This is a genomic window from Nocardia sp. NPDC056100 (assembly GCF_042266325.1).
Taxonomy (GTDB): domain Bacteria; phylum Actinomycetota; class Actinomycetes; order Mycobacteriales; family Mycobacteriaceae; genus Nocardia.
The window spans coordinates 1-23240 of record NZ_JBHJVY010000008.1 but is presented as its reverse complement, the minus strand read 5'-3'; the positions used below and the strand labels follow the sequence as shown (position 1 = coordinate 23240).

22 protein-coding genes are annotated in these 23240 nt (G+C 66.5%); 9 read left to right on the top strand and 13 right to left on the bottom strand.

Annotated elements, in window-relative coordinates:
• Positions 1-189 precede the first annotated feature (189 nt).
• A complete protein-coding gene (locus ACFC0O_RS43965) occupies positions 190-2184 on the top strand; it encodes an exonuclease domain-containing protein (protein WP_375968269.1) in 1995 nt (664 codons plus the stop codon).
• Here ACFC0O_RS43965 and ACFC0O_RS43960 read toward each other — a convergent pair.
• The 6 genes from ACFC0O_RS43960 to sucB form a co-directional block, all read right to left on the bottom strand.
• The gene (locus tag ACFC0O_RS43960; protein WP_375968268.1) at positions 2181-4373 is read right to left on the bottom strand and encodes an elongation factor G-like protein EF-G2; all 2193 of its coding nucleotides are present in this window, start codon (positions 4371-4373) and stop codon (positions 2181-2183) included. The genes ACFC0O_RS43965 and ACFC0O_RS43960 overlap by 4 nt on opposite strands.
• Positions 4374-4583: 210 nt before the next feature.
• Positions 4584-5567 (bottom strand): lipoyl synthase, encoded by a 984-nt coding sequence (gene lipA / locus ACFC0O_RS43955; RefSeq protein WP_375968606.1) that lies wholly within the window; start codon positions 5565-5567, stop codon positions 4584-4586.
• A 115-nt stretch (positions 5568-5682) separates the two neighbouring features.
• On the bottom strand, positions 5683-6444 hold the full coding sequence (gene lipB, locus ACFC0O_RS43950) for a lipoyl(octanoyl) transferase LipB (RefSeq protein ID WP_375968267.1): 762 nt from the start codon (positions 6442-6444) through the stop codon (positions 5683-5685).
• Entirely contained in the window at positions 6441-6953 is a 513-nt protein-coding gene (locus tag ACFC0O_RS43945) for an N-acetyltransferase family protein (RefSeq protein ID WP_364650629.1), read from the bottom strand. Before ACFC0O_RS43945 ends, lipB begins: the two co-directional genes overlap by 4 nt.
• 97 nt (positions 6954-7050) lie before the next feature.
• Complete coding sequence (locus tag ACFC0O_RS43940) at positions 7051-7950, bottom strand: TIGR01777 family oxidoreductase (protein WP_375968266.1); 900 nt, start codon at positions 7948-7950, stop codon at positions 7051-7053.
• 8 nt (positions 7951-7958) lie between these two features.
• The gene (gene sucB, locus ACFC0O_RS43935) at positions 7959-9737 is read right to left on the bottom strand and encodes a 2-oxoglutarate dehydrogenase, E2 component, dihydrolipoamide succinyltransferase (protein WP_375968265.1); all 1779 of its coding nucleotides are present in this window, start codon (positions 9735-9737) and stop codon (positions 7959-7961) included.
• 390 nt (positions 9738-10127) lie between these two features.
• Here sucB and ACFC0O_RS43930 point away from each other — a divergent pair, with 390 nt between their 5' ends.
• Positions 10128-10454 carry an oxidoreductase gene (locus tag ACFC0O_RS43930; protein WP_364650579.1) on the top strand — a complete coding sequence of 109 codons (327 nt, stop codon included), beginning with the start codon at positions 10128-10130 and terminating at the stop codon, positions 10452-10454.
• Here the strand turns inward: ACFC0O_RS43930 and ACFC0O_RS43925 are convergent.
• The 6 genes from ACFC0O_RS43925 to ACFC0O_RS43900 form a co-directional block, all read right to left on the bottom strand.
• Entirely contained in the window at positions 10444-11040 is a 597-nt protein-coding gene (locus tag ACFC0O_RS43925) for a hypothetical protein (RefSeq protein WP_375968264.1), read from the bottom strand. The genes ACFC0O_RS43930 and ACFC0O_RS43925 overlap by 11 nt on opposite strands.
• An 18-nt stretch (positions 11041-11058) precedes the next feature.
• Positions 11059-12435 carry a hypothetical protein gene (locus ACFC0O_RS43920; RefSeq protein WP_375968263.1) on the bottom strand — a complete coding sequence of 459 codons (1377 nt, stop codon included), beginning with the start codon at positions 12433-12435 and terminating at the stop codon, positions 11059-11061.
• Between the two features lie 160 nt (positions 12436-12595).
• Positions 12596-12883: a WXG100 family type VII secretion target gene (locus ACFC0O_RS43915; protein ID WP_375968262.1), complete on the bottom strand. Its 288-nt coding sequence runs from the start codon at positions 12881-12883 to the stop codon at positions 12596-12598.
• Positions 12876-13214 (bottom strand): WXG100 family type VII secretion target, encoded by a 339-nt coding sequence (locus ACFC0O_RS43910; RefSeq protein ID WP_375968261.1) that lies wholly within the window; start codon positions 13212-13214, stop codon positions 12876-12878. The genes ACFC0O_RS43915 and ACFC0O_RS43910 overlap by 8 nt, the downstream gene beginning before the upstream one ends.
• 123 nt (positions 13215-13337) lie before the next feature.
• Entirely contained in the window at positions 13338-14843 is a 1506-nt protein-coding gene (locus ACFC0O_RS43905) for a leucyl aminopeptidase (RefSeq protein WP_375968260.1), read from the bottom strand.
• A gap of 91 nt (positions 14844-14934) precedes the next feature.
• On the bottom strand, positions 14935-15708 hold the full coding sequence (locus ACFC0O_RS43900; protein WP_375968605.1) for a TetR/AcrR family transcriptional regulator: 774 nt from the start codon (positions 15706-15708) through the stop codon (positions 14935-14937).
• A 91-nt stretch (positions 15709-15799) separates the two neighbouring features.
• On the opposite strand from ACFC0O_RS43900, the gene ACFC0O_RS43895 reads away from it, so the two are divergent.
• The 3 genes from ACFC0O_RS43895 (at position 15800) to tuf (ending at position 18367) form a co-directional block, all read left to right on the top strand.
• Complete coding sequence (locus ACFC0O_RS43895) at positions 15800-16405, top strand: GNAT family N-acetyltransferase (RefSeq protein ID WP_375968259.1); 606 nt, start codon at positions 15800-15802, stop codon at positions 16403-16405.
• A 44-nt stretch (positions 16406-16449) separates the two neighbouring features.
• On the top strand, positions 16450-17007 hold the full coding sequence (locus ACFC0O_RS43890) for an RNA 2'-phosphotransferase (RefSeq protein WP_375968258.1): 558 nt from the start codon (positions 16450-16452) through the stop codon (positions 17005-17007).
• A 163-nt stretch (positions 17008-17170) separates the two neighbouring features.
• Positions 17171-18367: an elongation factor Tu gene (gene tuf / locus ACFC0O_RS43885; protein WP_375968257.1), complete on the top strand. Its 1197-nt coding sequence runs from the start codon at positions 17171-17173 to the stop codon at positions 18365-18367.
• 16 nt (positions 18368-18383) lie between these two features.
• Here tuf and ACFC0O_RS43880 read toward each other — a convergent pair whose 3' ends face one another.
• Positions 18384-19007: a hypothetical protein gene (locus ACFC0O_RS43880; protein WP_375968256.1), complete on the bottom strand. Its 624-nt coding sequence runs from the start codon at positions 19005-19007 to the stop codon at positions 18384-18386.
• A 209-nt stretch (positions 19008-19216) separates the two neighbouring features.
• On the opposite strand from ACFC0O_RS43880, the gene ACFC0O_RS43875 reads away from it, so the two are divergent.
• The 4 genes from ACFC0O_RS43875 (at position 19217) to ACFC0O_RS43860 (ending at position 22894) form a co-directional block, all read left to right on the top strand.
• On the top strand, positions 19217-20089 hold the full coding sequence (locus tag ACFC0O_RS43875) for an alpha/beta fold hydrolase (RefSeq protein WP_375968255.1): 873 nt from the start codon (positions 19217-19219) through the stop codon (positions 20087-20089).
• A 116-nt stretch (positions 20090-20205) separates the two neighbouring features.
• Positions 20206-21141: a hypothetical protein gene (locus ACFC0O_RS43870; protein WP_375968254.1), complete on the top strand. Its 936-nt coding sequence runs from the start codon at positions 20206-20208 to the stop codon at positions 21139-21141.
• A gap of 88 nt (positions 21142-21229) precedes the next feature.
• Positions 21230-22261 (top strand): ParA family protein, encoded by a 1032-nt coding sequence (locus ACFC0O_RS43865; RefSeq protein ID WP_375968253.1) that lies wholly within the window; start codon positions 21230-21232, stop codon positions 22259-22261.
• 42 nt (positions 22262-22303) lie between these two features.
• A complete protein-coding gene (locus ACFC0O_RS43860; protein WP_375968252.1) occupies positions 22304-22894 on the top strand; it encodes a hypothetical protein in 591 nt (196 codons plus the stop codon).
• Positions 22895-23240 lie beyond the last annotated feature (346 nt).

Here is a 23240-nt window from a genome sequence, read left to right as displayed (position 1 = left end):
CGGCCATGTGATCTGAGTCTCAGTGTTCGCCGCGCCGGAGCCGCTGCCATCCCGGGCGAGTGCTCACCCGCTCAACGGACCGCGAGGTCGGCTTCCGCGACGCGCCGGACGAGCGGTAACGGCTCCGGACGATTCTCGGATTCCACACGGCGAGAGTCCAATTCGAGCCGAGAGGGCAGTCCGATCACAGTGCATGCCAATGCCGAATTCGGTTCGTTCACGCTGGTCGACGTCGAAACCTCCGGGTTGTCCGCGTCCGAGGATCGGGTGCTGTCGGTGGCGGTGCTGACGCTCGCCGACGACGGTCGCGTACAGCACGAATTCCATACCCTGGTGAACCCCGGCTGTGACCCCGGTCCGGTGGAGATTCACGGGTTGACCCGGGAAAAGCTGCACGGTGCACCGACATTCGAGGCGATTCGGCCGCGGCTCGCGGAATTGCTCACCGGCCGCGTCCTGGTCGCGCACAATGCCTCGTTCGACTACGGCTTCCTGCATGAGGAATTCACCCGCGCCGGTGCGATATTGCCGGTCGAACGGCAGCTGTGCACGCTCGCCTTCGCACGCCGACTGGCACCGCCCACCGCGAACTTCAAATTGGGCACGCTCGCCGCGCACTACGGCGTGCGGCAAACGCGCGCGCACGACGCACTCGACGACACCCGGGTACTGGCGGGCGTCCTGCACGGATTGATGTCCGACGCCCGGCGATTCGGCGTCTCACCCCCGCTCATGCCGCCGCAACGCGACCAGCGGCGCTCCTCCCGGCGCTGGCCGAAGACCCGCTCCGGCCCGAAGATGCTGTGCCCCTTCGCCTATCCCGGCCGGTTCCAGGAACACGGCCGCCTGGTGCAGGGCATGAAAATCGCGATCACCGGTGAAACCCATATGGAGCGTTCGGCTTTGGCGGCTCGCGCCGAGGCCGCCGGTCTGGATGTCACGACCTCGCTCAGCCGTCGCACCAGTGTGCTGGTGACGAACGAGTCACGATCGCAGAGCCGCAAAGTGCGCGACGCCGTCGAATTCGGCACCGCCCTGCTCACCGAATCGGCATTCCTGGCGCTGCTCACCGATATCGCACCCGGCACCGCCAAGGGCGCGAGCGCGACCAGCACGGTCGAGGGCACATCGCGCACGGCCACAGGCGCATCCGGCACAGCCAAGGGCGCGATCGGCACCGCTGAGCGTGGGACCGGTACCGCCGGGGGCGCGTCGGGCGCGGCCGAGGGTGGTGCGTCCGCCACGGTCGAGGGCAGGTCGGGTTCCGTCGAGGGCGCATCCACCGGTTCCGCGAAATCGGCGGCTCGGCAACGCTCTTCGGGACCACTATCGGGCCGCCGGTTTCTCGTGCTCGGTGGCACCCACGATGAACGCGCCGCCGCCACGGCCGATCTCACCGCACGCGGAGCCTCCGTCGCGGTGAATCTCTCGGCGAGCGTCACCGATGTGCTGGCCCTGTCCGACGCCGCGTCCGACCGCCGATACAGTAGGGCGGCGGGCGTCGGCCTGCCGATCCACGGCCCCGCTTCGCTGACCGCCGGGGAATTCACAGCCGCCCACCAGGAATCCGCAGTGCACCCGAATCAACCCCGGCCGGACGCCGAACCCGGCCTGCCCGCCCCATCCGAACCGCTCGCGCCCGAACCGATCACGGTCGAAGCGCTGTCCTTGGCCCGGGGTCAGGTGATGGACCTTCCGGTCGACGAATGCGGTGGCGAATGGACCCTGCGCGCCTCGTGGAAACAGAACGGCGGCTGGGAGGTGGATCTGGTCGCCTTCCTGCTCACCGATGACGAAATGGTCACCGGTGACCCGGATTTCGTGTTCTACAACCAGCGATCCGCCGAGGGGGTGGAGCTGGCGGTGGAAGGACCCAGCGAGCAATCGCTGTCCATCTCGCTCGATCATCTGCCCGAATACTGCCGCCGCATCGCGATCGCCGCCGCCATCGACGGTCCGGGCATCACGTTCGGCGATGTGGGAGCCATCGAGATCGAGGCCGCACCCGGTGGCGACCAGGCCGTGATCGCCCGCGCCACCCTCGACGCCGCCACCGAGGAGCGAACCCTGCTGCTCGCGGAGGTGTATCAGCGCGGTGAGACCTGGCGACTGCGGGCCCTGGGGCAGGGCTATGCCACCGACCTCGCGGCGTTGGCGACTCGCTACGGCATCAGCGTCGCTTAGCCCGCCGATTTGGTCTTGTCGCGAATGGTGTCGGCCAGTTGGGCTGGCATCGGTTCGTGCCGGGTGTAGCTGCGCGTGAACGAGGCCGCGCCGTGTGCCAGCGAGCGCAGGTCGACCGCGTACCGGGAGAGTTCGAGTTCGGGAACTTCGGCTCGGATCTCGGTGCGGCCCAACGTGACCGGTTCGGTGCCCAGGACTCGGCCGCGGCGACCGGAGAGGTCGACGAGGATGGGTCCGACGTATTCGTCGGCGACTATCACCCGGACTTCGGCGATGGGTTCGAGCAGGCTCATCCTGGCGGCGCTCGCCGCTTCGCGCAGGGCCAGGCCGCCCGCCATCTGGAAGGCCGCGTCGGAGGAGTCGACCGAGTGGGCTTTGCCGTCATAGAGCGTGATCCGCACATCTATCAGCGGATATCCGGCAGCGACACCCCGCGCCGCTTGTGCGCGAACGCCCTTCTCCACCGAGGGGATGAATTGGCGCGGCACCACGCCGCCCACCACCTTGTCGACGAATTCGATACCCGAGCCGCCGGGCAGGGGAGCGACCTCTATTTCACAGATGGCGTACTGCCCATGCCCACCCGACTGTTTGACATGCCTGCCTTTACCGGAAGCGGTGCTGGCGAACGTTTCCCGCAGCGCCACCCGATGCTCGATGACATCGACATTGACTCCGAACCGCGAGCGCAACCGCTCCAGCGCCACATCGCGATGCGCTTCACCCAGACACCAGAGCACCAGCTGATGGGTATGCGGATTCTGTTCCAGCCGCACCGTCGGATCCTCGGCGACCAGCCGCGACAGCCCGATCGAGAGCTTGTCCTCATCGGCCTTGCTGTGCGCGTTCACCGCCACCGGCAGCAGCGGATCGGGCATCGACCACGGTTCGATGAGCAGCGGAGAATCCTTGGCGGACAGGGTATCCCCGGTCTCGGCGCGCGACAGTTTGGTGACGCACACGATGTCACCGGCAATGCCCTGACCGAGTGGCCGCTGCTGTTTCCCGAACGGAATCGAGACCGCGCCGATCCGCTCATCGGAGTCGTGGTCCTCGGCTTCGGCCCCGATTCGATGACCCCAGACGTGCACGGTGTCATCGGCACGCAGTGTCCCGGAGAACACCCGCACCAATGACATTCGCCCCACATAGGGATCCGAGGCGGTGCGAATCACCTCGGCGGCCAGTGGCGCTTTGGGATCGCACACCAGCGGCGTGGCCTTGCCGCCGCACAGCGCCGATACGGGATGTTCTGCGGGAGTGGGGAATCCGCGGGTGATGAGATCCAGGATCTCCACTGTCCCGAGCCCCTGTTTCGCGCCCTCCGGCGGCGGCGCGGCGATCAGCACCGGATGGAAACTGCCTCGTGCGACGGCCTTTTCGAGATCCGGCACCAGTGTCGCGAGGTCGATCTCCTCGCCGCCGATGTAGCGCTCCATGAGCGTCTCGTCCTCGGATTCGGCGATGATGCCCTCGATGAGCCGATTGCGCGCCTGCTCCAGCTGCTCCAGTTGCTCATCGGAGGCGGGTGTTTCGGTGTGCGCGCCCGCGGAGTAGTCGTAGACATGCTGGGTCAGCAGATCGATCAACCCGGTGACCGGCCGATGCCCGTCCGCGCCCTTGGCCCCGTACACCGGAAGATGCAGCGGCAGTATGGATTCCGCCCGTCCACCACCGAGGATCTGCCCGCACGTCTCGGTCATCTCCTCGAAATCGGCTCGCGCGGTGTCCAAATGGGTGAGCACGATGGCGCGCGGCATGCCGACGCTCGCGCATTCCTCCCACAGCGCCAGCGTCGTCCCGCTCACGCCCTCCACGCCGGCGGCGGCCGAGAGCACGAAAAGGGCCGCGTCCGCTGCTCGCAGACCGGCCCTGAGTTCCCCGACGAAATCCTGGTATCCGGGGGTGTCGAGTAGGTTGACCTTCGTCCCGTCCCAGCCCATCGGCACCACCGACAATTGCACCGAGCGATGTTGTCGCTGCTCGATATCGTCGTAATCCGAGACACAGGTGCCGTCCTCCACCCGTCCGGCTCGGGGCACCGCGCCCGTGGCGACCGCGAGGGCCTCCACCAGCGTCGTTTTGCCCGATCCGCTGTGGCCGACCAGCACCACATTGCGGATATCGTCGGGCCGTTCGGCCGTGACTGCCTTGCCATTCGCGCCTGCCGACGCGGTTCGCTCGACCATAAGGCTCGCTCCGGGGTCGATTGCTGCGGTACTCCGAGCTTCCCACCGCAGCCCGCTCCCGTCCACGATTCCGGCGAGATGGCGTCGGCACGCCACATCCGGGTGCGCGCGTCCGCACAACAAAACCGGCCGGAATTCGAGGTGAATTCCAGCCGGTGTGCGAGAAGAAGTGAATCCGCGCCGATGATCTCGGGTGGCGCGGCGGTCCCGTCAGGAACCGAAGCGCGCGAGCACGCTGGTGGCCTCCTGGGAAGCCGCGCCGCCCTGCGCCAAATGCGCCATCTCCGGGGCGATTTCGCGCCCGTGATGCTCCATCGCCTGCGCGTACAACCGGCCCGCGCGGTACGACGAACGCACCAGCGGACCCGCCATGACACCGGCGAAACCGATCTCATTGGCCATATCCGAGTGCTGCACGAACTCTTCCGGCTTCACCCAGCGATCGACGGGATGATGCCGCGGCGACGGCCGCAGGTACTGCGTGATGGTCAGAATGTCGCATCCGGCCTCGTGCAGATCGCGCATGGCCTGGGTGACTTCCTCGGGGGTCTCGCCCATACCGAGGATCAGATTCGACTTGGTGACGAGCCCGGCCTCACGCGCGGCGGTGAGCACCGCGAGCGACCGCTCGTACCGGAACGCCGGGCGAATCCGCTTGAAGATGCGCGGCACCGTCTCCAGATTGTGCGCGAGCACCTCGGGACGAGTGGAGAACACCTCGGCGAGCTGTTCGGGCACGGCGTTGAAATCCGGGATCAGCAGCTCGACGCCGGTGTGCGGGTTCAGCCGCTTGATCGCGCGCACGGTCTCCGCGTACAGCCAGGCGCCGCCGTCCTCCAGATCATCGCGGGCAACACCCGTGATGGTCGAGTACCGCAGTCCCATGGCCTGCACCGATTCGGCCACGCGCCGGGGCTCGTCGCGATCGAGTGCGGCGGGTTTGCCGGTGTCGATCTGGCAGAAGTCGCAGCGCCGCGTGCACTGTTCACCGCCGATGAGGAAGGTGGCCTCGCGGTCCTCCCAGCATTCGAAGATGTTGGGGCAGCCCGCTTCCTCGCAAACCGTGTGCAGCCCTTCGCGTTTCACCAGACCCTTGAGCTCGGTGTACTCCGGGCCCATGGTCGCCTTGGTGCGAATCCACTTGGGCTTGCGCTCGATCGGGGTCTCGGCGTTACGCGCCTCGATGCGCAGCAGTTTGCGTCCGGCGGGTGCGGAGGCGGCGGTCGAGCCCGGCCGGGATGCGGCGGGATCGGGGGTGTTCGATGTCGGGGTATCGACGGAGGTCACTCAACTCACCCTACGCTCGTGATCATTCGGCTTTGACGGCCACCGGTGGGGTGACGGCGGCGGTCCTGGGCAGATGGTGTTCGGTGATGGGCAGATCGCCGTCGAGGGCGCGCGCGATGGCCTCGGCGACCAGCGGGCTCACCTCGGCGACGGTGACCTCGCGGCCGAGCTCGCGGGTCAGCGTGGTGACCCCGGCATCGCGGATACCGCACGGCACGATGGCATTGAAACCGTCGAGCGAGGAATTGCAGTTCAGCGAGACCCCGTGCAGGGTCACCCCGCGCTGCACCCGCACGCCGATGGCCGCGACCTTGCGCTCGGGCAGGAATTCCGAGGCGGGCAGCCACACACCCGAACGCCCTTCCACCCGACCGGTTTCCAGCCCGAGTTGCGCGCACACATGGATGAGGGCTTCCTCCAACCGGCGCACGTACTTGACCACGTCGACCGGTTCGGCGAGCCGGATGATCGGATAGCCGACCAATTGCCCCGGCCCGTGCCAGGTGATTTTCCCGCCTCGATCGACCTCCACCACCGGGCTGCCGTCCATGGGCAGATCCTGGGCCTCGGTGCGCCGTCCGGCGGTGAAGACGAAGGGATGCTCGAGCAGCAGCAGCCGATCCTGGCCGATGCCGTCGGCGCGCTCGGCGGCAATGCCGCGCTGCAACTCCCACGCCCGCGTGTACTCGATCAGACCCAGTTCCTGGACCAGCAGGGGTGTGCTGTCGAACCGGGCCGATGCCCCACGGTGTGCCGGGGCGGTGACCGTCTTGCTGTCGCTCACCTCTGCGACGCTACGCCATCGTCGAGGATGATCTGCATCAGCGTCAGGTCCATCCAGCGGCCGAACTTCTGCCCGACCTGAGGCATCTGCCCGACGATCGCGAAGCCGAACTTCTCGTGCAGGGTGATGGAGACCTGGTTGGAGGTTTCGATGGCGGCGATCATGACGTGCACGTCCCCGCGCCGCGCCCGCTCCAGCAGTTCGGTCATGAGCGTTTTCGCCACTCCCCGCCGGTGGAAACGATCGGCGACATACACCGAATTCTCCACGGAGAAGCGGTAACCCGACTTGGGCCGGAACTGGCCGTAGCTGGCGTACCCGGCGACCGCGCCGTCGATCTCGGCGACCAGGATCGGGCATCCGGCGGCGGTCCGCGCATCGAACCAGGCCTGCCGTTCGGCGAGGTCGGCCGGTTCGGTATCCCAGATGGCGGTGGTCTCGGCGATGGCGTTGTTGTGGATCGCCAGGATCTCCGGCAGATCGCTTTCCCGCGCATCGCGCACCAGCAGTTCGGTGGCTACCGGCTGAGAGGTCTCATTGCTCACCCGCAACACGCTATCCGCGCACCCCGTGTGATCTGTATCGCGCCCGTCACAGCGGCGTGAATCAGGCGCGGTGACCGACCGTGGCGGCCAGCGCCGCGCCGATGGTGTGATGCTGGAAGGGATAGCCGGCTTCTTCGAGCGCGGTGGGAATCGCCCTGGGGCCGTGCAGGATTCCCTCATCGGCGAATTCGCCGACCGCCGCGCGCAGCGCGAACGCGGGCACGAACAGCGGGGTCGGCCGATGCAGGGCGCGACCCATCGCGCGGGTGAATTCGGCGTTCGTCACCGGTGCCGGGCCGACCATATTGACCGGGCCGCTCAGGGACTCATTGGTGAGCGCGAAGATTATCGCGCCGATCTCGTCATCGAGCGAGATCCACGGAACGTATTGCCGCCCACTGCCCAATCGGCCGCCGAGGCCCAAAAAGTAAAGGGGATAGAGCATTGCGAGCATGCCGCCCTGTTTGGCGAGCACGACCGCGCTGCGCAACAGAATCGTGCGCACACCCGCTTCGGCGGCGGGGCGGGTCGCGGCTTCCCAGTCCTGACACAGTCCGGCCAGGAATCCTGTTCCGGCGGGCGAACTCTCGGTCATGACGCGATCGCCGCTGCCGCCGCCGTAGTAGTGCACGCCGCTCGCGTTCACGAGCGTCGGCACCCCCGCGGCTGCCGCCGCGGAGGCCAGGACGTCGGTCGGAACGACGCGGCTGTCGCGCAATTCCTGTTTGTAACTGCCGTTCCAGCGCCGTCGGCCGATACCGGCGCCGCAGAGATTCACCACGGCGTCGGCATCACGCAGCGCACGATCGTCGAGGTCGGCTCGCGTTGGATCCCACTGGAATTCATCGCGAGCGTGGGCGGGACGGCGCACCAGGCGAACCACCTGGTGTCCGTCGCGGCGCAGGGCCGCGACGAGCGCCGTCCCGATCAATCCGGAGGAACCGGCGACCACGACTTTCATACCAACCCTTACAGGCCGAGGTCGCCCTCGAAGGCCGCCTCTTCCAGCCGGTGCCGGATGGTGGTGAGGAAGCGGCCCGCGTCGGCGCCGTCGATGAGCCGGTGATCGTAGGTCAGCGGCAGGTAGGCCATCGAGCGGATGCCGATGAATTCGCTGCCGCTATCGCTGATCACCATGGGGCGCTTGACGATCGCGCCCGTGCCCAGCATCGCCGCCTGCGGCGGGACCAGGATCGGGGTGTCGAACAGCGCGCCCTGCGAACCGATATTCGTGACGGTGAAGGTGCCGCCCGACAGCTCGTCCGGCTTGAGGCCGCCGTTGCGCGCCCGGTTGGCGATATCGGCGATGGCGCGAGCCAGGCCCGCCAGCGACAGGTCGTTGGCGTTGTGGATGACCGGCGAGAGCAGACCCTGCTCGGTGTCCACGGCGATACCCAGGTTGACCACCGAGTGGTAGGTGATCTCGTTGGTCTCCTCGTTGTAGGAGGCGTTGACGTTCGGGTGCACCCCGAGCGCCTCGATCGCCGCCTTCGCGAAGAACGGCAGGAACGTGATGTTCACGCCCTCGCGCGCCTTGAACGCTTCCTTGGCCTTGGTGCGCAGCGCGACGACCTTGGTGAGGTCGACCTCGTGCACCTGGGTGAGCTGCGCCGTGGTTTGCAGCGACTCACGAGTCTTGGCCGCGGTGATCTTGCGGATGCGGCTGGCCTTCTGGACCGTGCCGGGCAGGTGCGCCAGGTCCGACTTCGGGGCAGCGGCGGCGGGCGCGGCGGCCGGAGCAGCCGCGGCCGGTGCGGCAGCGGCGGGAGCCGGAGCCTTCTTGGCCTCCGCGGCGGCGAGCACATCCTGCTTGCGGATGCGGCCGCCGACACCGGAACCGGTGAGGGTGGCGAGGTCGACGCCGTTCTCGGTGGCGAGCTTACGGACCAGCGGGGTCACGTAGGGGCCGCCGCCATTGGTGGAGGGCTCGTCCGCCGGGGTCGCCGCGGCCGGAACCGGGGCGGGCTTCGGGGCCGGAGCCGCCGGAGCCGGGGCGGGCTTCGGGGCCGGAGCCGCCGGAGCCGGGGCGGGCGCGGGAGCCGGTGCGGCGGCCGCGGGAGCCGGGGCCGGAGCGGCGGGCTTCGGTTCCGGAGCCGGTGCCGCCGGGGCGGGCGCGGGAGCGGCAGCCGGTGCGCCGCTTCCGATTACGCCGAGCTGACCGCCGACATTGACGACATCGTCTTCCTGCGCGGTGATCTCCAGCAGCGTGCCGGCGACGGGCGAGGGAATCTCGGTGTCGACCTTATCGGTGGAGACCTCGAGCAAAGGCTCATCGACCGCGACCGAATCGCCGACCTGCTTGAGCCAGCGGGTGACGGTGCCCTCGGTCACGGACTCGCCGAGTTCGGGCATCTTCACCGGCGTGCCGGAAGCGGCTTCGGCGGCGGGTGCGGGGGCTGCGGCAGCGGGCGCCGGTGCGGCGGCCTCTGGCTGCGGGGCGGGTTCCGGCGCGGGGGCCGGGGCAGGTGCTTCGGCCGGAGCCGGGGCGGCAGCGGGGGCCGGAGCCTCGCCCGCGTCACCGATCACGCCGAGTTCGCCACCGACCTCGACCACATCGTCTTCCTGCGCCACGATCTTGACCAGTACGCCGGCGGTGGGAGACGGGATCTCGGTGTCGACCTTGTCGGTCGATACCTCGAGCAACGGCTCGTCGACCTCGACCGTGTCCCCTTCCTGCTTCAGCCACCTGGTCACAGTGCCCTCGGTGACGCTCTCACCAAGAGCTGGCATCTGGACGGAGAAGGCCATGTCCGTTGACTCCTCTGACTGCTCGTCGGGTTAAACAGTTTGTCCCCGGCGGACTTTCATCGCGGGTCGCGATGTGGGTCCAACCGCCACCGATCATTCTGTGGCATCCGGAGATCCATGTTGGTTCTTGTTCCAGCTGCCATCCTTGCACTCCGCCGCGTGCAACGTGTCACAGGGCGGCCCTTCCCCGAACCTCGCGGCGTCACAAACTCGATGGTGAGGCCCCCGAACGCCATTCCAACAGCGGTAATAGCCGCCCGCTCCTGAACGCCACCCAAGAAGTCCCTGAGCAGCGCCTTCGAACCCCCACCACCCCCTGTCCACCCATTCCCACCGCTGGCAATATCGAATTACCGGCGGCGCCCCACCCGTCCGGGAAGGAGGCACCCCATGAGTTTCCTGGATTTCCTATCCCGAAGCTCCTCGAAGACCACAACCCCGTCCGACCTGACCCACCTCATCACCTGGACCAGGTCACACCACGGCGTAGAAGCCTTCATAGAACCCCGCACCACGGTCACCGACGTAACCGCCGTCCTGGTAGCCCACGACGGCGAATGGACCCGCCGAGTAGTAGGCGAACGAGGCGCCCACCGCCTCTCCACCACCCTCAACATCCCCGTCTACGACGTCCGCAAAACCGGCTACCCCCAACGCATGCGAGACCACGACGCCCGCCGCCGCATAGAACAACAACGCGCCCGGCTCAGCGATTGATGATCGAAATATTCGACGGAGTGAGCGCTGTCGCGCCCAGAACTTCCTCGACGACATTCCGCGCGGGTATCACCTGATCCGCCAGCAGCGCGGTCGCGGATTCGCCCGCCCAACCCGGCCAGACGAGTGCGACTTCGGTTCCCGACCTCATGCGGAGCAGCAGCCAGTAGCGATCGTCCCCCGCCGGTTTCTTGAGCATTCGGCGCAGTGGACCTTGAATGGCGGGCCACGCGAGATCGACTCGAGCTACAGGGGCGAATCCGGAGAAACGCGTCCACTCGGATAGCGGCAGTTCGCGAAATGCCGGCTCGGTCCACGGACGCCTCCCGTCGAGCTCTGCGACGACTCTGCCGAGAAAGTCCCGCAGCTCGGATTCCGAGTGCTTGATCCGAACAACGGTGTCCAGCTCCTCATTCGACTCGAGGGCTGCTACCAAAGCCCCGTACTTCTCGTCGAGAGTGAGGGCCCCCAGTGGTCCGGTGAGCAATGCAGTCGATACTCGACTCACTTCCTCGGGTCCGAGGGTGTCGGAGAATTGCACACCGTAGAGGACGGCGTTCACGACGCCGCGCCACTGCTGGGTCATTGTTCTTTGGCCTCCACGTCATCTCGGGGTCGTGATGATCTGCGCTGGATCAATCGTCAAACCCTGTCGTCGCATCTCTTCGATTACTTGCTTCGTGAAATCGGGTCCGGGCCGGTAGTGACCGCTGGCATCGGTGATCAATCGGAGTTCTCCGTTTGCCACCTGAAGCTCACCGGCTCCGGCAACAGGCGCTCCCGCAAGGAAACTGGAATGGTGGAACTCGCCTGGACCATGGTAGAGCGACGCGTAGATACTACCGTTCTTGTCCATCACGAAGATCGCTTTGCCCGCGCCGTTCCAGTGAGACGCCGCAAGCGCGGTGTCGAACAGATTGCCATCCGCGTCGTACATTTTTCCATCGCGAATGAACAGCTGAAACCGCTGTCGCTCTTCAGCATTCAGGTAGGTCACCTGTTGGCCCGGCCATACGGAGTTTCCCGGCAGCTGTTCGCCCAGGTATCGGCGATCCATCGAGGTAGTTCTCAGTGTTCGGACCGGTACGGCGCGTCGGCTGATGGCAACCAGCTTGGGCTGTGCTTCTTCCACCCACTTTCGGATCTTCGCCAGCAGTGGTCCGATGCGCTCGGTGAGAGGCGTCAAGGTTCTGGCGGTGATTGCGGTTGCGCGGGTGGCCAGTTCGCTGATTATGGTGGCCACGCGCTCGGCTTTGTAGGTGAGGCGGGCGGCGAGGGCGACGTTGCCGAATTCGGAAAGGCCGCCGGTCAAGGGGATCGCTACGGCGAAGAGGGTTTCGGCGAAGGCGGTTTCGAGGGCGAATTCTTTTAGTTCTTCGAGGATTTGGTGGTGGGCTTCGTCGAGGTGGTGGGCGTAGGAGCCGCAGGCTTCGGCGAGGGATTGGCAGATGTCGGCGAGGGTGTGCAGGTCGGATTGGCGGTCGGTGCAGGTGGAGATGGCGGTGGGGATTTCGGGGGATTGCTGATTGTTGAGGAGGGATAACGCGTCGGGGATGCGGAGGGCGAGGGTGCGGAGGTCGGCGGCTGTGGTGAGCCAGGCGGTTTGGGCGGCGCGGAGTTCGTCCTGGTGGCCGTTGGGCCAGGCCGCGCCGACGAGGTCTTTGATGAAGGACCAGCCGAAGGGCTCGGGGATGCCGTCGCCTGCGGCCGGCAGAGCTTGGGGAATTACGCAGGGGACCGGCCAGGCCGGGGGAGCGGGTGGGGGAGTCAGGTCGTTGAAATTCGCGGCGGCTTCGCCTGTTTCGTGGTTGTACGCGCCGGTGGTTATGAGGTCGGCGGTGGTGGCGGACGCTGTGATCAGGCGTTCGGAGGTGGCGAGGGCGAGTCCTGTGGCTTCGTCGTATGCGGTGGCCCAGGATTGGCCGATGCTGTCGCTGCCCGCCATGCCCGCTCCGGCGTTGAGGACGCCGAGCAGGGCCATGTGAGTGGAGGCGGCGTCCTGCGCGATGGTGCCGAATACCTCTGCGGCGGAGTGATACTCGGTGGCTCGGCAGAGGATGAGCGGGACCGCGGGCGCGCTCACGGCCACCTCGAGCATCGTTGCTCACGGCACGCCTCGCCATGGCCGACTCCCTGCGCGATCACGGCCACATTCCAAGGTTGGTCTCACCGACCGCGCGATAGGAGTCCCGGGCGGTATGCAGCTTGCCGCGCAATTCGCCAAGGGCCCCGCGCATTTCAGCGACACCTGCGACCCGCGCGTCATGCGCGGCGCGATGCCCGGCGGCTGCCTCACCGGCCCAGGTCACATGCAACGCGTCGACACGACCTTCGATCGTCCGGACGTGCTGTTCGATCGATGTTTCCAGCGTGGCCGTAGCGTCTATGAGCCGTTGCAGCCCATCGAGATCCACTCGATAGTCACCCAAGGCTCACCGCCCCGGGCAGATCCAGACTCGCCCCTGCCGAGTCGACGGCCGACGCCCACGACCGATCGTGCGCCTCGAACTCCTCGGCCGCTCGTCGTAGCAACCCCGCATCAGCCCGGAACGAGTCGATGATCCGCCGAGCGCCCCTCTCCCACTCGGCCCACGGTCCTTCATGCGATCCGGCCGCCGCCCCAACCCATTCCCCGCCGATGAACTCCCGCACCGCGCGCATATGCGCATCGACGCGCTCGCTCAACTCCCGCGCGGACCCCTCCAACGCATCAGCCGCAGCGCGCAGCTCGACCGGATCGACATCCACCCCAATGCCCACGCACACGAGATTAGCTGTCGCGGGCGACAAGTGGGCAATATTCAGCCCTGAATGTGAATAGCCAGATTGTCGGAGTTTCCACTCCGTGGCAGGGCTGCTATCAGCAGCCCTGCCAAACCTCAGTTACTCAGAGGCAATCGACTCGAGCGTAGCGATGAGCGTGCGCACCGGCACACCCGTTCCACCCTTACCCGTGTACCCGAACGCCCCACCGGTGTTGTACGCCGGCCCCGCGACATCGAGATGCGCCCACTGCACACCCTCCGGCACGAACTCCTTGAGAAACAGTGCGGCGGAAAGCATTCCACCCCACCGATGCGGAGCGACATTCGCCAGATCCGCGATCTTGGAGTTGATATCTCCCCGCAGCTCGGCGGGAAGCGGCATGGCCCAACCGTTTTCACCCACGGACTGCGAAATCCGAGCCACCCGATCCCGGAACTCATCGGTCCCCATGACACCCGGCGTCCGGGTGCCGAGCGCCACCATCTGCGCCCCCGTCAAGGTAGCGACATCGATGATGTAATCCGGATCATCCTCTCCCGCACGCACAATCGCGTCGGCGAGAATGAGCCGCCCCTCGGCATCGGTATTGATCACCTCGACGGTGGTCCCGCCGTACTGCACCAGCACATCACCCGGCCGCTGCGCGGTGGCCGAGGGCATATTCTCCGCCATCGGCACCGTGGCGGTCACCGTGATCGGCAGACTCAGCCGAGCCGCGAGCAGCGTGGTGGCGATAACCGCCGCCGCCCCGCCCATATCGGAGGTCATATTCTCCATGCTCTGCGCGGGCTTGATGGAAATGCCGCCGGTATCGAACGTGATCCCCTTGCCGATCAACGCGACCCGCTGATCCCCGCCCGCATAGGTGATGCGAATCAGCCGAGGCGGCCGCGACGACCCCTTGCCGACCCCGATGATCCCGCCGTACCCCTTGGCCGCCAGCTCGTTCTCATCGAGAATCTCCACCTGCAACCCGGCGGCGGCAGCCAATTCCGCTGCGCGATCCGCGAATTCGGCCGGGAACAGCTCGTTCGGCGGCGTGTTCACGAAATCCCGTGCGGTGGCGACGGCTTCGGCGATCGCCTGCGACCGGAACAGCTCCTCTTCCCCGAATCCCGCGTCTGGCACCAGGAATTCGATCCGCCGCACCGGCTGATCATCGGCCTTGGGCGCACTCTTGGCCGACCGGAACGCGGTGAACTGGTACGCCCCGAGGTAGAACCCTTCGGCCGCCGCACCCAAATCCACCCCGGACAGCACGGTGACCGCGGTTCCGACCCCGGTCAGCGCCCGCGCCGCCGCGCCCGCGGACTTGCGCACCTGTTCGGCGTCGATCTTCTCCACCGCGCCCAGCCCGACGGCGAGTACGAAATCCACATCCAGCCCACTCGGCGCCGGCACCCGGGTGATCTCCTCGGATTTGCCCTTGGCCCCGACCGCCCGCAGCGAACTCAGCAGCGCCGCACGCGTATCGGCATCCAGTACATCTTCGAACGCGTCCGCGGGCGCGAAAACCGGCCCGTCCTCCGACGACGTGAGTCCGATGACCAGAGCATCGGCCGCGCCGAGGCTCTCGGTGCGCACCAGTTCCGGCCCGAGCGAACGATCTGCAACAGCTGTCATGCGCCCCAGGCTACTGCGCGACCCCCGCGCCCACCCGCCCGGCGCGCCCCGTATTCGCTCCCGGTGAACGCGATACGCCCCGGTCGGGCCGTTATGCCCGCGGCGCGAAATAGCGGGCTTCGACACCGTCGAGCAGTAACTCGATGCCCTCGGCGAGCAATCGATCGAAGTCCGTATCGAGCCCGTCCGCGTCATCGGCGAGATAGCGCACGAGCGTCGGATGCGTCTCGGGCGTGACGAGCTGCATCGGATGCTCCGAACTCACCCCGACGGGCGTCCGCTCCGATCCGGGCAGCAGTGCCAGCCCCTGTACCAGCCCCGACAGCGACAGATAGATCGACAGCATGATGTCCCGATTCATCCCCGGCAGATCCAGCGCCGCGAACGACCGCTCCAGGGTGTCCAGCAGCGCGAGCCCGAGCGGCGGCCGCGTCTGGGCGAGCACCGGCAGCATCCACGGATGCAGCCGGTAGAGCTGCCATTCTGCGACCGCCTCGGCGGTGAGCCGAGCCCGCCACCCCGGTGCGGCGGTGGGCGCGGGCCGTGCCCCGATCACGAATTCGGCCATCTCCGCCAGCAGCGCGTCCCGATCGGCGAAGTGCCGGTACAGCCCGGTCGTGGCCACCCCGAGCTCGGTCGCCAGCCGCCGCATGGACAGCCCGTCGATCCCGTCCCGATCCGCCAATTCGATTGCGGCCCTGACAATTCCGACATTCGTGAGGCGCTCCGGCCGAACCTTGCGCGGCGCGGGAGTCGCGATCTTGCGCCCCCGGTACGCGCGGGCCTGGCAGGACCGCGAGCAGTACTGCCGCCGCCGTCCGCGTTCCCGCTGCGGAATCTCCTCGCCGCACACCACGCATTTCATCACACCACCAAGTGTGACGAATTGGTCGTAAACCCTCGTATCGACCCCTACTTTGGGAATCGGAACACCGTTCGCACCGAGGAGGAAAAGCATGCAGAACCAGCCGCGGGTCCGTCGCGCCGAACTGTCCGAGGCGACCGAGGTGGCGCGCGTCTTCGCCCGCGCCGCACTCGATGAGGCGGTCACCGCCTGGGTCCTGGAGGACAGCCCCGAGGCCGTCGAGTACTTCCGCAACGAACGCGCTCCGGAGATGATCACCAATGCCCTGAAGGAGGATCAGGTCTGGCTCGCGGGTTCGGGCTCCGATATCTGGGCGGTGTCGATCTGGCAGACGGTCACCTCCGCGGACCGCTTCGAAGTCGAAGCAGCGGAACTGCGCGCCCTCGCCGGGCAGGTGCCGGGCCGCCCGTTCGAGCGCATCACCGCGGTCACCACGGCCCTGGCCGCGCGTCATCCCCGCGAGTTCCCGCACCAGTACCTCCAGGTCATCGTGACCCTCCCGGAGTTCCGGGGTAAGGGCGCAGGCGCGGCCATCATCACCGACCGCGTGAAATCGGCCACCACCCCCGCCTATCTGGAAGCCAGCACCGAGCGTTCGCAGCGCCTGTACGAGCGCTGCGGCTTCGCCCGCATCGGCGATCAGATCGTGCTCCCCGATAACGGTCCGACCTTGCGCCCCATGTGGTTTCAGAGCTGAATTCGGTTGCGTCCGGCCCGCCGATGCGAGACGGTGGGCCGAACATGAATGAGAAAGAAATGGTCCGCCTGTCCAAACGCCTGTCGAGCTGGCTCCGCCATAACCCGGATGCCATCGGCTTGCGCCCGGACGAGGCAGGGTGGGTGCGGGTTCAGGACCTGCTGCGCCAGGCGGCCGCGCACAATCGCGGTTTCACCCGCACCCAGCTCGACCTGGTGGTCGAGCAGAACAATAAGAAACGCTTCGAATTCGACGATTCCGGTACCTCGATTCGCGCCCGCCAGGGTCATTCGATCGAGGTCGATCTGGGGTACACACCCGCCGAACCGCCGGAAATCCTCTATCACGGCACCGCCGAACGGACCCTCGGCCTGATCATGGCCGAGGGTCTGCTGCCCATGCGGCGGCATGCGGTGCACCTGTCCGCCGATACCGCCACCGCGGTGAATGTCGGTGGCAGACATGGCCGTCCGGCGGTGCTGCGGGTCGATACGGTCGCCATGCGGGCCGCCGGTCACGAATTCTTCGTCACCGGCAATGGCGTATGGCTGGTGGACGCGGTGCCGCCGCAATTCCTCGAATTGCTGCCCACACCCCGGTAATCGGCCCGTCGCGAGCCGTCAATCCGCATCGACGTCCGATTGACCCGGATCCGAACCCGCCGCCCGGATGCGGCAAATACCCTGGATATGACACCGCTGTCGGGCATACCGCGCGGTGTCCACGACCATGGAGTGCCCGCCTCGGATCGCACAGGAGGTCTCCGTGGCGAAGGCGAAGTTCCAGCGCACCAAGCCGCATGTGAATGTCGGCACCATCGGCCATATCGACCATGGCAAGACGACGCTCACCGCCGCGATAACCAAAGTGCTGCACAGCAGATATCCGGATCTGAATCCGTTCACCCCGTTCGACGCCATCGACAAGGCGCCGGAGGAACGCCAGCGCGGAATCACGATTTCCATTGCGCACGTGGAGTATCAGACCGAGAACAGGCACTACGCGCATGTGGACTGCCCCGGGCATGCGGATTACGTGAAGAACATGATCACCGGCGCGGCCCAGATGGACGGCGCGATCCTGGTGGTCGCCGCGACGGACGGCCCGATGCCGCAGACCAAGGAGCACGTCATCCTGGCCCGCCAGGTGGGCGTGCCGAAAATGGTTGTGGCACTGAACAAGTGCGACATGGTCGAAGACGAGGAGATCCTCGAACTGGTCGAGCTGGAGGTCGGCGAACTACTGAGCGAATACGACTTCGACGGTGACAGCACCCCGGTGGTGCGCATCTCGGCGTATCAGGCGCTGGAGCATCCGGACGGCGAATGGGGGAGCGGCATCACCGATCTCCTTGACGCGGTGGACAATTGGATAGACACCCCGGTCCGCGAGGTGGACAAGCCGTTCCTGATGCCGATCGAGGATGTCTTCACCATCACCGGTCGCGGCACCGTGTGCACCGGGCGTATCGAACGCGGTGTGCTGAAGGTGAACTCCGATGTGGAGATCGTCGGAATCCGGCCCAGGACAACGAAAACCACGGTGACGGGCATCGAGATGTTCCGCAAACTTCTCGATGAGGGCCGTGCGGGCGAGAACGTCGGCCTGCTGCTGCGCGGTATCAAACGCGAGGACGTGGAGCGCGGGCAATGCGTCATCAAGCCCGGATCGGTCACTCCGCATACCGAATTCGAAGGCCAGGCGTACATCCTGTCCAAGGAGGAGGGCGGTCGTCACACCCCGTTCTTCGACAACTACCGTCCGCAATTCTATTTCCGCACAACTGATGTCACGGGCGTGGTGACGCTGCCCAAGGATGTCGAGATGGTGCTGCCCGGTGACAATGTCGCCATGTCGGTGGTGCTGATCCAGCCCATCGCCATGGAACTGGGCCTCAAATTCGCCATCCGCGAGGGCGGCCGGACGGTGGGTGCGGGCCAAATCACCAAGATCATCAAGTAGCCCGCACCCGCGCGCGTCAGTTGTAGACCGCTCCGAACGAGGGCACCGAGATGGTGCTCTTCTGATACGCGAACCCGTCGGGATTGGCATCGCTGACCGGCACCGACCAGCGATGCCACACGCTGCCGTACACCGCGGCCACGATCATCCCCGGCCCCGGATCCATGACCGCGGTGCGAATCGTGGTGTCCACCGGCACATCCTGATGCTCGATGAGCAGATTGGTCCCGCTGCGACCGTTGGACAGGTTGAACCACATCACCTCGAGCTTCGCCCCGCCCTGATTCGGCGAAATGGTCCCCGGCCCGCCGAAGAACCCGAACCGGAACCCATCGGTCCCGAGCGCGATCCCGGATCCGGTCACCCCGGGCCCATCCCCGCGCCCGATATCGGACTGCGCCGGAATCTGGAACGGCTGTGCGGGAAGCGCCACCTCCCCGGCTCGCTGCCCCGACGCGATCAGCCTGCTGACAGCTTGCTCGGCAACCGGATTCCCGGCCGCGGTGGCCTGCAACCCCTGAATGGCCGCAGTCCAATCGAACGCCGGCGCACCGCTGGCGGGCGCGCTCGCGATTCCGACAAATGCCGCAGCCGCCACGGCCGTGGCGGCAATACGACGAGTAGAACGGCTTCCACGCATAATCGGATCTCCTCGGATTGTGCTGTACCGCTTCCCTAAACCGCCCCATGAAAGCACCACCCGGACGGTCCGCCCAGGCAGACTCGCCGAGTGTTTGCCAGGTGATCCACCGCAACAGACCGTCGTCTGTCGCGAGTCCCTCTCGGCCGACCGATTAGTTCTGCTCGCCTGCCCCGTCTACTAAGCAACCGAACTAAAAGGAGCACCCGATGTCCGAGATCAAGTCCTACACCGTAGCAGCCCCCGGCGCGGTAATCGCCTATGACGTGCGGCAGCCGGAGACCGGTACGGCAGGCGATCAGCCCGCACTGCTGGTGGTCGGGTCGCCGATGGACGCTTCCGGATTCGTCAGTCTCGCAGCCCGTTTCCCCGATCGCACGGTCGTCACCTATGACCCGCGCGGCACCGGACGCAGCACCAAGGCCGATCCGAGCACCGAATCCACGCCCGATCAGCATGCCGATGATCTGCACCGGGTGATCGACGACCTCGGCGGCGCGCCGGTCGACCTGTTCGGCAGCAGCGGCGGCGCGGTGAATTCCCTTGCGCTGGTGGCCAAGCACCCGGAGCAGGTCCGCGTCCTGGTGGCGCACGAGCCTCCGGCCGCCCAAGTGCTGCCGGAGCGTGAGGAGGCGCTCGCCGCCACGGCCGCCATCTCGAAGACCTATCAGGAGAAGGGTTTCGGCCCCGCGATGGCGCAGTTCATCGCCGTGGTGGGCCTGAAGGGTGAGATTCCGGCCGATTTCGGCGATCAGCCCGTCGATCCCGCCATGTTCGGCCTCCCCACCGAGGACGACGGCACCCGCAATGACGCGCTACTCGGCCAGAACCTGATCTCCTGCACCCATTACGAGCATGATTTCGATGCTCTGCGCGCCGCGTCCACCCGCATCGTGATCGCGGTCGGAGTCGAGTCCGAGGGTGAGTTCGCGCACCGCGGCGGCCTCGGCGTGGCCGAGCTGATCGGTGTGGAGCCGACGGTGTACCCCAGCAATCACGCCGGATTCCTGGGCGGCGAATACGGCCAGCAGGGTGATCCGGACGGCTTCGCCGCTGCCCTGCGGAAGTCGCTGTCCGAGTAGGGATTTGTCCGATCAGCTCTCGCGCGTCATCCAACACGCCATTCGATTTCGGCGTGTTGGTGCGCGAAGCTTCGATCCCGCGTGACCCGGGCCCACCAGCCTGTTTAGCTCGATGCATGCCCAGTTCGAGAGCTCGAAAGTCCAAGCGCCGAGCCAAGATAGCGGCCCGCGCCCGCCGCCGCGAACGCGCGGCGGCGTACCCGTCCTGGTTCGACCCGTCGATTCGGAATATCCTCCGTCGCCGCCGCACCGTGCTGTTCGCCAAACGCCCCAGGGAGTTGGAGCAGGCGACCGCCGCGCTGCTCGGCGAACAACTGCACCGGGTGCTCAACACCCACACCGCCACCCCGCACTTCGACTCGTGGTTCACCGAATTGGTCACCACGGTGGTCGCCTGCGCGAGTGACCCTGCGGCGCACACCGATCCGGATCAGCAATCCACCTGGTGGTTATTGCACGGCCTGCTCGCGATAGCCCCCGTCGACTTCCTCATCGATCCGGTGCAGGACCTGCTGGACGCCACCACCGGGCACTGCGAGCCGCCGTGGCTCCCGCTCACCAGCAGAGTGCAGGCCACCGGCGAGGTATGGCGGTTGAGCGTCATTGATGGAGCCCGGACCGCATTCATCGCGGGCTACGAGTATCCCGGTGGCACGGATCGGCACGTCTACCTCTTCGACCTGAGCGCCAAGCCAGATGAGCGACTCGAGCCGAACGCCATCGATTGGTCCGGCCGATACATCGCAGGTCCTGTCGAACTACTCCGTGCCGATGCGTTCGACACCGTTGATGCCGCCGCACGCGCGTGGCGAGCCTCGGTCGGCCCAGCTGCCGCGAATTCACGCCCGGCACCGATCACCGATCCCGCCGACCTGGCATTTCTGCCCTACTGCTGTGACCCGACAGCGGTGCTCGGCACGGAATCCCGCAACCGCCTGGACAATTGGTTCCGCGCCGCCCGCCGCATCGAAGAGCTCATCATCACGCTGCGACGGCGCGGCACACCGCTACCACCGCTGCCGGGCCTCTACCCGGAACTCATCGGGACATGAACCAGCACCAGCGCACGGCTTCTCGTGTCGCGCCCCCTCGGCGGACCTCGAGTAACTAGTGTGATGCCCGACCGCCACGGCGGTCGCTGTGATGAAGGGTGCTGGTTTGGTGGAGTTGCGTGGTGATGTGGTTCCGGATGATGCTGCGCGATCGCAGCCGATCGCGGCCGAGGGTTTCGGCTGGGACTGGCTCAAGTCCCCGAACCGCTCCCTGCACTTCGACCGCCCGCAGCGCATTTGGGAGACCAAAGCCGTTCCCGGCCAGTCCCGTCCGTACGTGGTCGCCACGTTCAACCTCAAAGGCGGGGTGGGTAAGACCACCACCACAGCGGCCCTGGCCGAAATCCTGTCCGCCGAGTTCGGCAAGCGCGTATTGCTCATAGACCTGGACCCGCAGCGCAACCTGACCACCATGATGGTCGGCGAAAAGCGCTCCGCCGAACTGGATTCCGGTGACCACACACTCGCCGCGGTCTTCGCCGACGCCCTGGCCGGCCGCCGCCCACGCGATGCCGTGGACCTGGTGCAACGCCAGGTATCGCCGATGCAGGCGGTCACGTCAGTGGACCTGCTCGCGTCCTCTCCGAAGCTGATTGCCCTGCAAGACGATATGGCCCGTCTAACCACGTTGGACCCGACCACCGTGCTGGCCGCCGCCCTGACCGGCGTGCTCTCCGGCTATGACTTCGTCCTGATCGACTGCCCGCCCAACCTGGGCCCGATCACCCAGAACGGCCTGCGCATCGCCGACGGCTATCTCATCCCCACCATCCCCGACGTCATGTCGACCTACAGCATCCCGCCGCTGCAATCGCACCTGCGCCATCTCTCCACCGCATGGTCCGCGCCGATCACCGAGTTGGGTGTGGTGATCACCAAATACCGCCGCTCCTCCACGGTCCATCAGCGCATCCTGGAGACCCTGCGTGAGAACCCAACCCTCCCGCGTCTTTTCCCCACCCGCATCCCCGAGTCGAATCAGATCGCCGCGGCCGCCGAGTTCACCGACTTCGGCACCCTTCGCCAGAAGTACGGTCAGGGTGGCCAGTTCCTGGCACTGCGCGAGCTGACGGCGGACTTCATGGCCACCACCAGAATCAAGCTCGCCTGGGGTCGCTGACCAGGGATCCGCCGTGGTTGCCCCGCCTGGTATTCCTATCCGGTGTCGCAAGAACAGGATCCACGCTTCGCGGAGCTGAGCAGCCATCCCGTCTATCCGGAGATCCGCGGCGTAGTCGCCTCGTACATCCATGCGTCGATCGCGAATCCGGCCGCCACACAACCCGAGCAGTGGAACGTCTCCGCGCTCCCGACGACCGAGAAGGCCAAGGGCCGGCGTCGCCTGCTCACCTTGAACTGCGGGGGACTGGAGACCCTCTATGTCACCGAGCTCCAACAGGAGGGTGGCATCGCCGTCGAGATCACCATCAATATCGATGCCCCCGACGGCTGGTCCGATGAGCGACTGGCCCTGGAGGCCGCAGGCGTGTGGACTCGCTGCCCCGATTACCGCACCACCCGGGTCTGGTCCTGGAACCTCGACCTCGCCGCGCTCCTGGAAGACGACATCGATTTCGATGCCCTCCTTCAGGACCAGGACTTCGACTATCTGGCCGCGCAGTTGACCGGAACCCTGATGCGCCGCCAATCCCCCTACACCCGCTATCACTGCGCGGCGCTGGCGAACGATCTTCTCGCCGAAGTGGAGGAGATCCGCCGGGAGGAAGCGGACGAGCAGACCCCGGCATCGTGATCGCCCGGAAAACCTGCAGGTCAGGAGGCGATTTGACTTTGATCGTAGCGATACGTAACTTTATTCGAGTCAGAGCGACACGGACACCGACCCGGAGCCCCAAGGGCCTGGGAAACGAGGTTGTACGAGGAGCGCCTGACTATCACACTAGTTCGACCTGACCAGCGGATTTGGTTCTGCTGCGGCGGGTGGGCTAAGCTGTAAAAGTTGCCTCAACGAAATCCCTGCTCTACCGAGTGGTGAGATCTTGTGTGCGTGTGTTCTTTGAGAACTCAATAGTGTGTCGATGAATGTCAGTGCCAATAATTTATTGGTTCCGGCCTTCCACACCCCCGTGTGGATTGGT

Coding starts and splice junctions, on each gene's coding strand:
- ACFC0O_RS43960 (WP_375968268.1), bottom strand. CDS start 4,373: ATGGTCGAGCGAACCGCGTCGGCAGGCGCGAATGGCAAGGCAGTCACG.
- ACFC0O_RS43870 (WP_375968254.1), top strand. CDS start 20,206: ATGCCCAGTTCGAGAGCTCGAAAGTCCAAGCGCCGAGCCAAGATAGCG.
- ACFC0O_RS43920 (WP_375968263.1), bottom strand. CDS start 12,435: ATGGCCCTGCTCGGCGTCCTCAACGCCGGAGCGGGCATGGCGGGCAGC.
- sucB (WP_375968265.1), bottom strand. CDS start 9,737: ATGGCCTTCTCCGTCCAGATGCCAGCTCTTGGTGAGAGCGTCACCGAG.
- ACFC0O_RS43940 (WP_375968266.1), bottom strand. CDS start 7,950: ATGAAAGTCGTGGTCGCCGGTTCCTCCGGATTGATCGGGACGGCGCTC.
- ACFC0O_RS43905 (WP_375968260.1), bottom strand. CDS start 14,843: ATGACAGCTGTTGCAGATCGTTCGCTCGGGCCGGAACTGGTGCGCACC.
- ACFC0O_RS43900 (WP_375968605.1), bottom strand. CDS start 15,708: ATGAAATGCGTGGTGTGCGGCGAGGAGATTCCGCAGCGGGAACGCGGA.
- ACFC0O_RS43925 (WP_375968264.1), bottom strand. CDS start 11,040: ATGACCCAGCAGTGGCGCGGCGTCGTGAACGCCGTCCTCTACGGTGTG.
- ACFC0O_RS43875 (WP_375968255.1), top strand. CDS start 19,217: ATGTCCGAGATCAAGTCCTACACCGTAGCAGCCCCCGGCGCGGTAATC.
- ACFC0O_RS43890 (WP_375968258.1), top strand. CDS start 16,450: ATGAATGAGAAAGAAATGGTCCGCCTGTCCAAACGCCTGTCGAGCTGG.
- ACFC0O_RS43895 (WP_375968259.1), top strand. CDS start 15,800: ATGCAGAACCAGCCGCGGGTCCGTCGCGCCGAACTGTCCGAGGCGACC.
- ACFC0O_RS43880 (WP_375968256.1), bottom strand. CDS start 19,007: ATGCGTGGAAGCCGTTCTACTCGTCGTATTGCCGCCACGGCCGTGGCG.
- ACFC0O_RS43930 (WP_364650579.1), top strand. CDS start 10,128: ATGAGTTTCCTGGATTTCCTATCCCGAAGCTCCTCGAAGACCACAACC.